Source organism: Latilactobacillus parasakei (assembly GCF_049674265.1).
Taxonomy (GTDB): domain Bacteria; phylum Bacillota; class Bacilli; order Lactobacillales; family Lactobacillaceae; genus Latilactobacillus; species Latilactobacillus sakei.
The window spans coordinates 1057348-1071011 of the sequence record NZ_CP186861.1 but is presented as its reverse complement, the minus strand read 5'-3'; the positions used below and the strand labels follow the sequence as shown (position 1 = coordinate 1071011).

General features: G+C 42.4%; 12 protein-coding genes. 11 read left to right on the top strand and 1 reads right to left on the bottom strand.

The genetic code is table 11. The features are described 5' to 3' along the window. Positions 1-11 precede the first annotated feature (11 nt). The 10 genes from zwf (at position 12) to ACPBEH_RS05595 (ending at position 11667) form a co-directional block, all read left to right on the top strand. The gene (gene zwf / locus ACPBEH_RS05640; protein WP_424350011.1) at positions 12-1508 is read left to right on the top strand and encodes a glucose-6-phosphate dehydrogenase; all 1497 of its coding nucleotides are present in this window, start codon (positions 12-14) and stop codon (positions 1506-1508) included. A gap of 73 nt (positions 1509-1581) precedes the next feature. Further along, positions 1582-2712: a DNA polymerase IV gene (gene dinB, locus ACPBEH_RS05635; RefSeq protein WP_424350010.1), complete on the top strand. Its 1131-nt coding sequence runs from the start codon at positions 1582-1584 to the stop codon at positions 2710-2712. 119 nt (positions 2713-2831) lie between these two features. Beyond that, positions 2832-4154, top strand: a complete 1323-nt coding sequence (locus tag ACPBEH_RS05630; protein ID WP_011374092.1) for a DRTGG domain-containing protein — start codon at positions 2832-2834, stop codon at positions 4152-4154. Positions 4155-4157: 3 nt separating this feature from the next. Beyond that, positions 4158-5111, top strand: coding sequence for a DHH family phosphoesterase (locus tag ACPBEH_RS05625; protein WP_424350009.1), 954 nt, complete (start codon positions 4158-4160; stop codon positions 5109-5111). 44 nt (positions 5112-5155) lie between these two features. Next, positions 5156-6514: a DEAD/DEAH box helicase gene (locus tag ACPBEH_RS05620; RefSeq protein ID WP_025016292.1), complete on the top strand. Its 1359-nt coding sequence runs from the start codon at positions 5156-5158 to the stop codon at positions 6512-6514. A 34-nt stretch (positions 6515-6548) separates the two neighbouring features. Then, positions 6549-7535: a hypothetical protein gene (locus ACPBEH_RS05615; RefSeq protein WP_424350008.1), complete on the top strand. Its 987-nt coding sequence runs from the start codon at positions 6549-6551 to the stop codon at positions 7533-7535. A 244-nt stretch (positions 7536-7779) separates the two neighbouring features. Then, complete coding sequence (gene alaS, locus ACPBEH_RS05610; RefSeq protein ID WP_424350007.1) at positions 7780-10416, top strand: alanine--tRNA ligase; 2637 nt, start codon at positions 7780-7782, stop codon at positions 10414-10416. 186 nt (positions 10417-10602) lie between these two features. After that, positions 10603-10863 (top strand): IreB family regulatory phosphoprotein, encoded by a 261-nt coding sequence (locus ACPBEH_RS05605; protein WP_011374097.1) that lies wholly within the window; start codon positions 10603-10605, stop codon positions 10861-10863. Beyond that, positions 10863-11306, top strand: coding sequence for a Holliday junction resolvase RuvX (gene ruvX, locus ACPBEH_RS05600; protein ID WP_011374098.1), 444 nt, complete (start codon positions 10863-10865; stop codon positions 11304-11306). Before ACPBEH_RS05605 ends, ruvX begins: the two co-directional genes overlap by 1 nt. Positions 11307-11355: 49 nt before the next feature. Further along, positions 11356-11667: a DUF1292 domain-containing protein gene (locus ACPBEH_RS05595; protein WP_011374099.1), complete on the top strand. Its 312-nt coding sequence runs from the start codon at positions 11356-11358 to the stop codon at positions 11665-11667. A gap of 306 nt (positions 11668-11973) precedes the next feature. On the opposite strand, the gene rnhC is transcribed toward ACPBEH_RS05595, so the two are convergent. Next, positions 11974-12891 carry a ribonuclease HIII gene (gene rnhC, locus ACPBEH_RS05590; protein ID WP_424350006.1) on the bottom strand — a complete coding sequence of 306 codons (918 nt, stop codon included), beginning with the start codon at positions 12889-12891 and terminating at the stop codon, positions 11974-11976. A 193-nt stretch (positions 12892-13084) separates the two neighbouring features. Between rnhC and ACPBEH_RS05585 the strand changes: the two genes are divergently transcribed. Next, entirely contained in the window at positions 13085-13624 is a 540-nt protein-coding gene (locus tag ACPBEH_RS05585) for a CvpA family protein (RefSeq protein ID WP_424350005.1), read from the top strand. Positions 13625-13664: the final 40 nt, after the last annotated feature.

The window sequence follows — 13664 nt, the reverse complement described above, 5'->3', positions numbered from 1 at the left end:
GTGGTGTGAACATGCGCTCAGATTTAGCAGCATTATTTATTATATTTGGTGGCTCGGGGGATTTAGCACAACGGAAGTTATACCCAGCCCTTTTTAACCTATATCGTAAGGGTTACTTAAAAGAAAGCTTCGCAGTGATTGGCACCGCTAGACGACCTTGGACGGATGAACATTATCACGAAATCGTGATGGCCTCTCTAGAAGGTTTTGAAGAAGATGACAAAACGAAACAAACCTTTACCAGTCACTTCTATTATCAATCACATGATGTTACGGATGCTGAACATTATGAAACACTGAAGGCATTAGCAGCGAAATTAGATGATAAGTATCAATTAAACCAAAATCGCATCTATTATATGGCAATGTCACCCCGTTATTTCGGGACAATTGCCAGTCACTTAGGGTCAGAAGCCTTGTTGACCGCAGATGGGTTCAACCGTTTAATTATTGAAAAACCATTTGGTCGTGATTATGAAAGTGCCAAAGCACTCAATCAAGAATTAACCCAAACTTTCGATGAAAACCAAATTTATCGAATTGATCATTATTTAGGTAAGGAAATGATTCAAAATATCGTTGCTTTACGTTTCGGTAATGGCCTATTAAGTGGTGTTTGGAATAACCAATTTATCGATAACGTGCAAATTACGTTAGCCGAATCAGTTGGGGTTGAAGAACGAGCTGGCTATTACGAAACGTCTGGTGCTTTGCGCGATATGTTCCAAAACCATATCATGCAAGTGATTGGGATGTTGGCAATGGAAGTCCCTGTTAACTTCTCAGCAGAAGATGTGCAACGCGAAAAGACACGTCTGTTCAGAAGCATCCAACCTTATTCACCTGCAGAGATTAAACAAAACTTTGTCCGCGCCCAATACGCTGAAACAACGGTCGATGGTGAAAGCAAACCAGGTTATCGTCAAGAAACTAACGTGGCACCAGACTCACAAACCGAAACGTTTGTTGCCGGTAAAGTGATGATTGATAACGAACGCTGGTGTGGTGTGCCGTTTTATGTTCGGACCGGGAAACGTTTGGCCCGCAAGGAAACTCAAATCAACATCGTCTTCAAGAAGACCGGGGTTAATATTTTTGCTGATGATAAGTCAGATCGCTCAGCTATGGCGCCCGATGTCTTAACGATTTATGTGGAACCAGAACAAGGTTTCTCATTAACAATTAACGGTAAGGAAGTTGGTCAAGGCTTCTCATTGAAACCCGACCAATTAAATTACCAATATGACGAACAAATGTTAGCTGACAGCCCAGAAGCTTATGAACGTTTGATTTTAGAAGCGTTAAATGGCGATGGCACAAACTTTACGCATTGGCATGAATTAGCTGCTTCATGGCAATTTGTCGATGCGATTCGTCAAGTTTGGGATGCAGATCAAACACCGCTTCCTACGTATGCAATCGGTTCAATGGGCCCTAAAGAAGCGACGGATTTGTTGGCTTCAACAGATGCAAAATGGATTTTTGATCCAACTCAAACAAAAAAATAAGAATTGCCGAGAAGTCTGCGTGTGAAGCCATTCATACCAGGCTTTTCTTATCGCGTGAAAGTGGAGGTGTAAAATGGCTGAATTATTTAAAATTCCGTTGGAAAACGATACGAGTCGCAAGATTATTCATATTGATATGGATGCTTTTTACGCCGCCATTGAAGAACGTGAGCAGCCCGACTTACGGCAAAAACCGCTGATTATTGCCCGTGATCCGAGTGACACAGGGGGCAAAGGGGTCGTAACAACGGCCAATTACGTTGCTCGTCAATATGGTGTGCATTCGGCGATGAGTGCCCAAAAGGCTGCCGAATTAATTCCTAAACACCAAGCTGTTTTTAAGACGCCGAACTTTCCGTTATATCAGTCCGTTTCGGCGCAGATCCACGAAATTTTCCATACGGTGACCGATAAAATCGAACCGATTGCTTTTGATGAAGCTTATTTAGATGTTACTGAAAATAAGTTGGGGTTAGCGCACACGATTGAAGTCGTCGCTTATTTACAAAAGGCGATTTTAGAAGAAACGCAATTGGTCAGTTCCGCCGGAATTTCCTACAACAAATTTTTAGCGAAGATGGCTTCTGATTACCGTAAACCGGCTGGTCGGACGTTGGTATTGCCGGAACAAGCAATCGCCTTTTTAAGCCGATTGCCGATTGAAAAATTTAGAGGGGTTGGTCAAAAGACGGTGCCGAAGATGCAGGATTTAGGCATTATGACCGGTGCTGATTTATTGGCGCAATCGGAAATGTTTTTGATGCAACATTTTGGCAAGTTGGGTTATGGGTTATATCGCCATGTGCGGGGGATTGATAACCGACCAGTTGAATACCAACGCGAACGTAAATCAATCGGTAACGAACATACTTACGGACAACCGTTGATTAGCGAAGAACAAGTACAGGCCCAACTGAAAAGCTTGGCGGTTGAATTGGCCCAGCGGCTGCGCAAAAATCAAAAACACGGTTTAACAGTCGTTTTAAAAGTGCGTAATCGACAATACGAAACAATTACCAAACGCAAAACACTTGGTGAGTATGTCGGCAATGCAGCCGAATTAGAGGCAATTGCTAACGAAATTTGGCAATCAATCGGGCAGGCGGAAGTCGGGATTCGCTTGTTAGGGATTACCGTGACCAATTTAGCACCCCAGACTTTTGAAAATATAACGCTCCCACTTTATGATTGGGAAAATGATTGATGAGATTACTTTGTCTTTGACGCGTAAAACCGATATACTGTAAGTAACTATGAAAATGGGCTAATAGTCGAATTGGCGCAAAATAGGATTAACTAAGCGGAAACGGCGGTGGTGTTTGAGTGGCAACGAAGCATGATCAAATATTAATGTACATTGAGAATTTGCCAATTGGCGATAAAATTTCGGTGCGCTCAATTGCCAAGACGCTAGCGGTTAGTGAAGGAACGGCTTATCGGGCGATTAAGGCCGCCGAAAATAACGGCTTGGTCAGCACGATTGAGCGGGTCGGCACGATTCGAATTGAACAAAAATTAAAAGGTAAGATTGAAAACCTGACTTTTGCCGAGATTGTTCAAGTTATAGATGGTGAAGTTTTAGGTGGCAAAGACGGCTTGAATAAGTTGTTGGATAAGTTCGTAATTGGTGCGATGCAGTTAGCCGCGATTACCCGGTACATTACACCGAAATCTTTATTGATCGTTGGTGATCGAATCGACGTGCAACGATTAGCGTTGGAAAATGGCGCGGCGGTTTTAATCACGGGTGGCTTTCACACCTCAGATGAAGTGATTGCACTGGCTAATGAGCTAGCATTGCCCATTTTACAAACGACCTATGATACGTATACTGTTGCGACGTTGATTAACCGGGCATTAACCGACCAATTAATCAAAAAGGAAATTACGACGGTTGCTTCAATCTACCGCCCATTTTCAGAAACATACTCATTATTGGCGACTGATACGGTCGGCGATTACAAGAAATTGAGTGCCGCGGTTAAACATTCACGCTTCCCCGTGATTAATGAACACCGGCGCTTAGTCGGGATTGTCACGGTGAAGGATATTTTGGATAAACCAGCTTCGATGACGCTTGATAAGGTGATGACGAAAGAACCTGCGAGTGTTAAGAAGTATATGAGTATTGCCAGTGTCGGACATGCGATGACTTGGAATAGTTTGGAAATCATGCCGGTGGTTGCTGATAATCTTGAATTAGAGGGGATTATCACGCGCCAAGACGTGATGAGTAATATGCAAACGGCCCAACGACAACCGCAAGTTGCCGAGACTTTCTACGACCAAATTATCGAACTACTGCACCCTAGCGAGAGTTTCCCTGAATTTTATTCGGCAGCGTATCAGTTTGAAGTGAGTCCGCAAATGACCAACAACTTAGGGACGATTTCGTTTGGTGTCTTGAGCGAAGCCGTTTCGGCGGCATGTCAACGGATGTTGCAGGCGACACATCAACGCCATTCAATGATTGAACAGATTAATTTGCATTATCTGCGTTTAATCCAAATTGAAAGTCAGATTCAGATTTTACCGCGGATATTAGAGATTGGCCGGCGTTCTGCTAAAATTGATGTTGATGTTTATGCCAATCACGTCATTGTTGCCAAAGCAATTGTGACCTGCCAAATTTTAGAAAGAGGTTAATCAATGACTATTCCAGAACAAATTATTGCTAAAATTAAAGCTTATCAAACGATTATTATTCATCGTCATGTCAATCCAGACCCAGATGCGATTGGTTCGCAAGTGGGTTTGGCTGAAGTGATTCGTAATAGCTATCCGAATAAAAAGGTTTACCAAGTCGGTAGTGATACTGGCAACTTAGCTTGGTTAGCCAATGCGCAACCAATTGATCCGGCTTTATACCAAGGCGCTTTGGTGATTACAACTGATGCTGCCAATACGCCCCGAATTAGTGGCGAAGATTATAACCAAGGGGATTACTTGATTAAGATTGACCATCATCCCAACGACGAACCTTATGGTGATTTAAATTGGGTGTTACCGGATGCGTCTAGCACATCCGAAATTATTGTCGATATGATCAACGATAGCCAAGGCCAATTACAATTGAATCAAGCAGCTGCTCGTGTGCTTTACGCCGGGATTGTGGGCGATACTGGGCGCTTCATGTTTAATTCAACGACACCGCACACAATGACTTGTGCCGCGCAACTAATGACGTTTGACATTCAACATGATAAGATTAACCAACGGATGAACGAGATTACACTCGAACAAGCGAAGTTACAAGGTTATTTATTTGATCAATTACAGGTTAATGACGACCAAGTGGCTTATCTGGTTGTGGGCCAAGAAACGCAAAAACGTTTGAATGTTTCAGCCCAACAGGTTCATTCAATTGTCGGCACACCTGGCCGATTAAAAGGTGTGTTAACGTGGGTCATTTTTGTCCAACAAGACGATGGCAGTTATCGCGTTCACTTCCGTTCTAAAGGGCCAATCATTAATGAATTGGCTAAGCAACATGACGGCGGTGGGCATCCGCTTGCCAGCGGGGCCAAAGCAGCTGATCAAGCTGAAATTGACACGATTATTACGGCATTATCAGCGCTTGCTGCTGATTATACAGCACAGTAACAGATACTTTTTTGACGGATTTAAACAATAGAAAGCAGGACTTTATGGATAATCAATTTACACAATTCAATCTAAAACCAGAAATCATTACGGCTTTAGACGAGATGCACTTTACAAAACCAACGGCAGTTCAACGCCGTGTGATTCCAGCCATCAACGCTGGTAAGAGTGTTATCGGACAATCACAAACAGGGAGTGGGAAGACACATGCCTTCTTATTACCACTTTTAAATAAGTTAGTCCCTGAAAAAGACGAAGTTCAAATCGTCATTACAGCCCCTAGTCGGGAATTGGCTTACCAAATTTATACGGCCGCTGAATTAATCACAAAGCATATGACTGGTGATATTCGGATTGGTCGCTACGTTGGTGGGACTGATAAACAACGGCAAATCGAAAAATTACAACAACATCAACCACAAATCGTGATTGGGACACCTGGTCGGATTTTAGATTTGATTACAAGTAAGGCACTTAAGATTTATACAGCTAAAACATTAGTCATTGATGAAGCTGATATGACGCTTGATATGGGCTTTTTGAAGCCAGTTGATAATATTGCGAGCCGTTTACCAGAAGACTTACAAATGATGGTCTTCTCAGCAACGATTCCTGATAAATTACAACCGTTCTTACAAAAATACATGCATAACCCAGTAATTGAAGAAGTGAAAAATGAAACGATCATTAGCCCAACGATTGAAAACTGGTTAGTGCCAACTAAGGGCAAAGCCCTCAATCAAACAATCTATTCATTAATCACAATGGGTCATCCATTCATGGTCTTGATCTTTGCAAATACAAAGAGCAAGGTTGATGACATCCATCATTACCTCCAATCACAAGGTTTGAAGGTCGCTAAGATTCATGGCGATATTCCACCACGTCAACGGAAACGGATTATGAAGGAAGTTCATAACCTTGATTATCAATACGTTGTTGCGACTGATTTAGCCGCTCGTGGGATTGATATCGAAGGGATTAGCATGGTCATCAATGCTGAAGTACCACGCGAAGATTTAGAATTCTTCGTGCATCGTGTGGGTCGGACAGGCCGGAATGGTCTTAAGGGTACTGCGATTACACTTTATGGTCCAGATGACGAACAAGCTGTTGCACAAATCGAAGCAATGGGAATTAAGTTCACACCAAAAGCCTTTAAAGATGGCGAATTGGTGACTTCTTATGACCGTAACCGTCGTAAAAAACGGGTTGCAACGACGCATGAATTAGACGTCAACTTGAAGGGCTTTGTTAAAAAGGCCAAGATCAAGCGTAAGCCTGGTTACAAGAAAAAGATTAAAGAAGCGATTCAAAAGGATGCGCGTCAAAAACGTCGGATTGAACAACGTGTTGAAATGCGTGAACGTAAACGTAATAATAAAAAACAAAATCAAAAATAATAATCGCTAATGAGTTTATAAATGAGGTGTTGTCATGGTACATGAAAATGACTTGCAATTACCAAATTGGTTACAATTATCGGAACAAGCCCGGCGTGCTAATTTTGGCCAGGTTTTACGGTATTTTGTCAGCCCACTTGTCGCCATTGAAGGGATTCAACCGGAAGTGGTCCAAGCTGGTCGATTAACGTTTAAGACATATAGTGCTTGTTTTTCTGGTGAACAGTTCGTCTTCATTCCGGCACAATCAGCCGTTAGTTTAGGTTGGTCATTGGGTGCGGATAAGCTGGCACCGAGTGAATGGTTTGCACAAACCAATCGGCAACTGGCTGCCAACGAGGGTCAACTCTGGGCTGATAAAACGGATGTGGATGCTTATGTTGACCAACTCACGACGCCGAGTCGGATTGTTAATATGCCAGCGTTACTGGTGGCGCGAGAATCCGTCCCAAGTGGCTGGTTAGCGCAAGGCCGTTATTCACCAATTACACGGCATTTTACAGGCAACCAACTGTTCTTCAGCCGTTTTCAAGCTGAGATTCAAAATGGGTTATACCGAACGCAGCCTGAGACACCGTTGTTAGAAACGGCGCACTTAGTGTTACGGCTTTTGGCAGACCAACAAGTTTATCAGGTTTTTGAGAAAACGACTTTCACGGAACAACAACTCAGACAAACATTGCGGCAACAAGGCTATGACTTTGTCAGTGTTGATCAGTACGAATGGTTAAGAGGTGCGGGTGTGCCCACTTTATGGTCAAGTGGCAATCATCTACCGCAACCAATGGCTGAATCAGCGGCTTCGTTTGGCTTAGATTTTACGGCCGACCAGCAGGCTTATGAATTAACGACCGATCCACTTATTTACAAAGGTGGGCCGTGTGTCACTGGTGGTCGCTATCAACTTGAACGTCAGTTACCAAGCTCGCCATTTTATGAATCAGGCGTACCAACTGCGTTGATGGGCAATACCGATCTTGCGACGCGTTATCGGCGCACAATCACTGTTGCACTCGAGTAGTTGACAAGTGGCGGATTATTTTCTATACTTTTGAAGTGCTGGGATATACGTTAATCATTAGAACGACAGGAACAACACCCTTGACTGAGAGGTGTTGACGACGGATTGACGCGCTCCCCAACGCCTAAATAATTGAATAAACTCATAAAGAGGTTAACGACTAACATCGTTGCAATCAAGGTGGTACCGCGCTTTTGCGTCCTTGAATTTGCAGCGGTGTTTTATTTTTTAAGGAGAGAATGATATGAAACAACTCACAAGCGCCCAAGTGCGCCAAATGTTTTTAGACTTTTTTAAAGAAAAAGGGCATGATGTTGAACCAAGTGCCTCATTGATTCCAGACGAAGATCCAACTTTATTATGGATTAACTCTGGGGTTGCCACTTTGAAGAAATATTTTGATGGCCGTGTTGTGCCTAATAATCCGCGGATTACAAATGCACAAAAGAGTATTCGGACAAACGATATCGAAAACGTTGGTAAGACTGCCCGTCATCATACCTTCTTCGAAATGCTCGGTAACTTCTCTGTTGGTGATTATTTTAAAGAAGATGCTATTCCTTGGGCTTGGGAATTCTTAACAAGCGACAAGTGGATTGGCTTAGATCCTGAAAAACTTTACGTGACAGTTTATCCTAAGGATAAGGATGCGCACCGCATCTGGCACGAAAAAGTTGGTTTAGCAGAAGACCGAATTATCGAAGTGGAAGATAATTTCTGGGATATCGGTGAAGGCCCATGTGGTCCCGATTCAGAAATTTTCTACGATCGTGGTCAAAGCTTCAACAATGTCAGTGAAGACGATCCTGAAAACTACCCTGGCGGCGAAAATGAACGTTATCTCGAAGTTTGGAACATCGTGTTCTCAGAATTTAATCACTTACCAAACGGTGAATATGTCGAACAACCACACAAAAATATTGATACGGGGATGGGTCTTGAACGACTTGTCTCAGTGATTCAAGAAGCCCCAACTAACTTTGAAACAGATTTATTTATGCCATTGATTGAAGCCACAGCTGCAATGAGTGACCATAAACAATACGGTCAAAATACCGCTGACGATATTTCATTTAAGATTATCGCCGATCATGCACGGGCAGTTACCTTTGCGATTGGCGATGGCGCAATGCCAGCTAACGAAGGACGCGGTTATGTGCTTCGTCGTTTAATCCGTCGGGCCATCTTAAACGGTAAGAAGTTAGGCATCAACGACGCTTTCATGTACAAATTAGTCCCAATCGTTGGCGAAATTATGCACAGCTATTACCCAGACGTCCTAGAACAAAAAGACTTCATTGAAAAAGTAATTCGTTCTGAAGAAGATCGTTTCCGCGAAACTTTAAATGATGGGTTACGCTTATTAAACCAAACAATCGAAGCCGTTAAAGCTGAAAACGAAACTGAAATTAACGGCGCAGATGCTTTCAAACTATTTGATACATTTGGTTTCCCAATCGAATTAACAACTGAATATGCTGAAGATGAAGGTTTAACCGTTGATCAAGCTGGTTTTGAAAAGGAAATGGCTGCTCAAAAAGCACGTGCTCGTAATGCACGGAGCGATGAACAATCAATGGGCTCACAAAACGAAGTCTTATTAAACATCAAGACTAAGAGTGAATTCACAGGTTACAGCGAATTAGAAACTGAAAGTCGTCTAGCAGATATCATTCAAGATAATGCTGAACAAGAAAGTGTTACAACCGGCGTTGCGCAATTAGTCTTTGAAGCAACACCGTTTTACGCTGAAATGGGGGGCCAAGTGGCTGATCAAGGGATTATCAAGAACCTTGCCGGTCAAGTGGTTGCTGAAGTGACAGACGTTCAATACGCACCAAATGGCCAACCTTTACACACTGTTAAAGTGTTAAAAGAAATGATCAGTGGCGTCCACTATACCTTATCTGTTGATCCAACCTTCAGAGGCGGCGTTGTTAAGAACCATACGGCAACCCATTTATTGGATCAAGCATTAAGAGATGTCTTAGGCGAACATACCCATCAAGCTGGTTCATTAGTGGAACCTGATTACTTACGTTTTGATTTCACTAACTTGGGCCAAGTGACGCCAGACCAATTAGCTGAAGTGGAACAAATCGTAAACGATAAGATTTGGGCAGCTCTTCCAGTTAATACGGTTGAAACCGATATTGAAACGGCTAAACAAATGGGGGCCATCGCGCTCTTTACTGAAAAATATGGTAAAACAGTTCGTGTTGTTCAAATTGGGGATTACTCAATGGAACTTTGTGGTGGGACACATGCTAATAACACCTCAGATCTTGGCTTGTTCAAGATTACCAGTGAATCAGGTATTGGGGCTGGCACACGTCGGATTGAAGCCGTTACTTCTAAGGCAGCCTTTAAATATTTAAATGACAAACAAGTGCTTTTAAATGAATTAGCTAGTGAATTAAAAGTTGCACAAACAAAGGATCTTCCTAAGAAGATTCAACAATTACAAGCTGATTTAAAAGCAGAACAAAAAGAAAATGAACAATTAAAAGCTAAATTTGCGCAAGAACAAGCAGGCAATGTTTTTGAAAATGTTGTTCAAGCAGGTCAATGGCGCTTAGTGGCTGCTGATGCAAAGGTTGCCGGGATGAATGAATTACGGCAATTAGCGGATCAATGGCAACAAAAACAAATTTCAGACGTCTTAGTGCTCGCAACTGTTGCGGGTGACAAGGTTAGTTTGATTGTGGCAGTCGCACCTGATGCGATTAAAGCCGGGATTAAAGCTGGTGACTTAATCAAACAAATCGCCCCACTTGTTGGTGGCGGTGGTGGTGGCCGTCCAGATATGGCCCAAGCTGGTGGTAAAAATCCAGCTGGTATTCCAGATGCCTTGGCAGCTGCTAAAGAGTTCTTAGCTTAATAGATAAAAAATAAAGTTGATTATTTTTAATCAACTTTATTTTTTTGCAGAAAACAGCACGTTTGGTTTGAATTGTGGTATAGTGGATGTTCAGCATTATGACAACCGAGTGATGCGAGTTGTACTTTTACTGATTTTCGAGTAGAATATGGTTGTATAAGTAGCGAAAAGTTGAGGTGTTGAGAGATGAATCTAGATAAAACAGTCCATTTTGATTTTGGTAAGAATAGTCCTAAGAATGTGCATGAAACATTGGTAACGGTCTATCAAACTTTAGAAGATAAGGGCTATAATCCAATTAACCAGATTGTCGGCTACCTGCTATCAGGGGATCCTGCTTACATTCCACGCTATAACGACGCTCGTAACTTAATTCGTAAGCACGAACGAGATGAGATTATCGAAGAACTCGTGAAGAACTATCTTGATAAGGGGAATACTAAATAATGCGCTTAATGGGATTTGATGTCGGTTCAAGAACCGTCGGTATTGCTGTGAGCGATTTATTTGGTTGGACCGCCCAAGGTGTTGAAATCATTAGAATTAATGAAGATGAATCTGAATTTGGTTTAGACCGAGTGAAGGAACTCGTTGCACAGCACCAAGTAACGGGCTTTGTCTTGGGGTTACCTAAGAACATGAATAATTCAATCGGCCCCCGGGCGGTTAAGGCACAGGAATACGGTGCAATGTTAACCGAGTTATTCCCAGAGATCCCAGTTGATTATATTGATGAACGACTAACAACTGTTCAGGCTGAACGGATGTTAGTTGAACAGGCTGACACCTCACGGAAAAAGCGTAAGCAAGTGATTGATAAACTTGCTGCGGTAATGATTTTGCAGAATTATTTGGACGCTAAGGGCCCTTTGACAAAACAAGGGTATTAAAGCAACCAGTTAATGAATTTGATAATTAAATATTAAGGGGTTTTGATGAATGACTGAAACAAATAAGAACATCCACCAAGAAGCAGAACAAGAAATTACTTTAATCGATGATCAAGGTAACGAAGAATTATACCAAGTGCTCTTTACTTTTGATTCTGAAGATTACGGTAAATCATATGTCCTATTATACCCAGCAAGCTCAGCTGAAGACGAAGAAGTCGACATCCAAGCTTTCGCATTCACATCAGACGTTGCAGGAGACGCCAGCCAAGGTGATCTCTTCCCAATCGAAGATGATGAAGAATGGGAAATGGTAGAAGAAGTCCTAAACACATTCTTAGCAGACGACAATATGCAATAAAACAGAGTGCCATACCAACCGGGTGATTCCGAGGATTAGCTTAGCCAGGTAAATAATCGCTACGACGATTATTTGACTGACGTGCTAACCACAGGAATCAGGTTAGTATGGCACGTTTTGTTAGAGTGACCGCTCAAGCTTGATCAGATTTTGAGCATTAGCATAGGTTGTCGGATTAGCGATTATATCGCTAATCTGACAACCGGCGCTAAGCGCAGAAATCTAGCTTGGGAGGCACGTTTTAATGAGGCTATGCTATAAAAAAATAGGGATCAAGACGCTAAATCGTCTTGGTCCCTATTATCATTATGAGCGTAAAGCCTGTGCTTTTTTGGTGTTAATAAAATGCAATTTAGCAAATTGGCCTAGGTATTCTAAACCGCCTTGGTCCAATAAATCAGCCGCAATTTTGTCGATCGATTTGTGTGCACCGACTGGTATGTCGCGTCCAGCGCGTTTGGAAAGTTCAATCATTGATAGGTTAGCTTGATGGCGGGCAATAATAGAAGCTGCCGCAACCGCTAGATGAAACTGTTCCGCTTTAGTTGTAAAGTAGACGTTATCTCGTAATACCACCGGTTCGTCTTTTAAATAACGATAGTAGGTGGCACGGGGTTCGAATTGATCGATTAAAATGCCTTGGGGCTGATCAGGTTGGATTTTTTTTAAAACTTTTAAGAGGGCGAAGTTATGGCTGACCGCCTTCATTTTTTCGATATTCATTTGTTCGTGAACTTGGTTATACTTTTGCGGCATGATATTGACGATATGATAAGGGAGTTTGGTCATCATTTTAATTGCCATCTGATCAATCTGAGCGTCAGTTAATGTTTTTGAATCAGCAACGCCTAAATTGCGGACAAAGCTGAGATTTTCCTGACTGACATAGACGGCGGCAATCGTCAGTGGGCCAAAGTAACTGCCATTACCAACTTCATCTGAGCCGATAACCGACCAGTTAGCAAAATCGGGTGGTAGTGTGTCACCTTTAGCAGACCCCTTAGTAGCCTTGTTTTTCTTGGCAGGTGCTAGTGGGCCCCATTTAGCGGCTGCTGCTTCGGCTGTTGCGCCTTGAAAAAGGACTTTGCCGGAGCGATAGCCGGTAACGTTCAAACCGTTGCCACGGTGGGCAAAAACAGCACCAGGTGGTAGGGGACGGTTGGACGGATAAGTTTGTTGAATTGCTTTTAATTGCGCTGGGGTCAATTTAATCACAGCTTGCATGCGCCATCCTCCTTAATGAATGGTAAAATAAGATATTAATGGTAAAATTGCTACTTCTCCTTATTTCATGATAAAATAGTTCAGTTGAAGTAGCAAATTTTATTTGCGAGATCTGAAGCAGGTTACCAGAAATAACTGGTTGGCCTGATAGTGATGAATCATATCAAATTAAAAGCGCGGTTAAGGGGAAATTATGCTAAGTCTAATTATTATCTTAATGTTGTTACATGCGGTTTATACTGGGATGCGCCGGGGAATTGTCTTACAGGTCGTTTATGCAATTGGTTATTTTATCGCCTTTTGGATTGCGGTTCCATTGAGTCAGACACTCGGACCTAAATTGAATTTGTTAGTGCCGTATCCATCGGCAACAGAAGAAAGTTACTTTGCCTTTTTCCAACAGAAGGTGGGGTTATCACTCGATAAAGCCTTTTATATCGGCGTGGCCTTTGTGCTAATCATGTTTATCAGTGGCTTGATTATCCGCTTTATTGGCTTGTTGCTGAATTCGTTAACGTTTATGTACGTTTTCAGTCGCTTTAATAAAGTTTTAGGTGGTATCTTAAATTTCATCGTTGTCTATATTGGCATTTTCTTAGTGTTATATGTCTTGGCCTTGGTCCCAGTTGACGGGTTACAGACCATGTTGGCCCACTCGTGGCTCGCTAAGATGATGGTGCTTAAAACGCCGCTATTAACTTCACTTGTGACACAATGGTGGATAGTTGGTTAACATAGTTGTAAGGGGCTGACGAAGGTCGCCCCTTTTTTAG

What these genes read in the sequence shown, in the direction of transcription:
- zwf (WP_424350011.1), top strand. Translation starts at nt 12, where the DNA reads ATGCGCTCAGATTTAGCAGCATTATTTATTATATTTGGTGGCTCGGGG.
- dinB (WP_424350010.1), top strand. Translation starts at nt 1,582, where the DNA reads ATGGCTGAATTATTTAAAATTCCGTTGGAAAACGATACGAGTCGCAAG.
- ACPBEH_RS05625 (WP_424350009.1), top strand. Translation starts at nt 4,158, where the DNA reads ATGACTATTCCAGAACAAATTATTGCTAAAATTAAAGCTTATCAAACG.
- ACPBEH_RS05620 (WP_025016292.1), top strand. Translation starts at nt 5,156, where the DNA reads ATGGATAATCAATTTACACAATTCAATCTAAAACCAGAAATCATTACG.
- ACPBEH_RS05615 (WP_424350008.1), top strand. Translation starts at nt 6,549, where the DNA reads ATGGTACATGAAAATGACTTGCAATTACCAAATTGGTTACAATTATCG.
- alaS (WP_424350007.1), top strand. Translation starts at nt 7,780, where the DNA reads ATGAAACAACTCACAAGCGCCCAAGTGCGCCAAATGTTTTTAGACTTT.
- ACPBEH_RS05605 (WP_011374097.1), top strand. Translation starts at nt 10,603, where the DNA reads ATGAATCTAGATAAAACAGTCCATTTTGATTTTGGTAAGAATAGTCCT.
- ruvX (WP_011374098.1), top strand. Translation starts at nt 10,863, where the DNA reads ATGCGCTTAATGGGATTTGATGTCGGTTCAAGAACCGTCGGTATTGCT.
- ACPBEH_RS05595 (WP_011374099.1), top strand. Translation starts at nt 11,356, where the DNA reads ATGACTGAAACAAATAAGAACATCCACCAAGAAGCAGAACAAGAAATT.
- rnhC (WP_424350006.1), bottom strand. Translation starts at nt 12,891, where the DNA reads ATGCAAGCTGTGATTAAATTGACCCCAGCGCAATTAAAAGCAATTCAA.
- ACPBEH_RS05585 (WP_424350005.1), top strand. Translation starts at nt 13,085, where the DNA reads ATGCTAAGTCTAATTATTATCTTAATGTTGTTACATGCGGTTTATACT.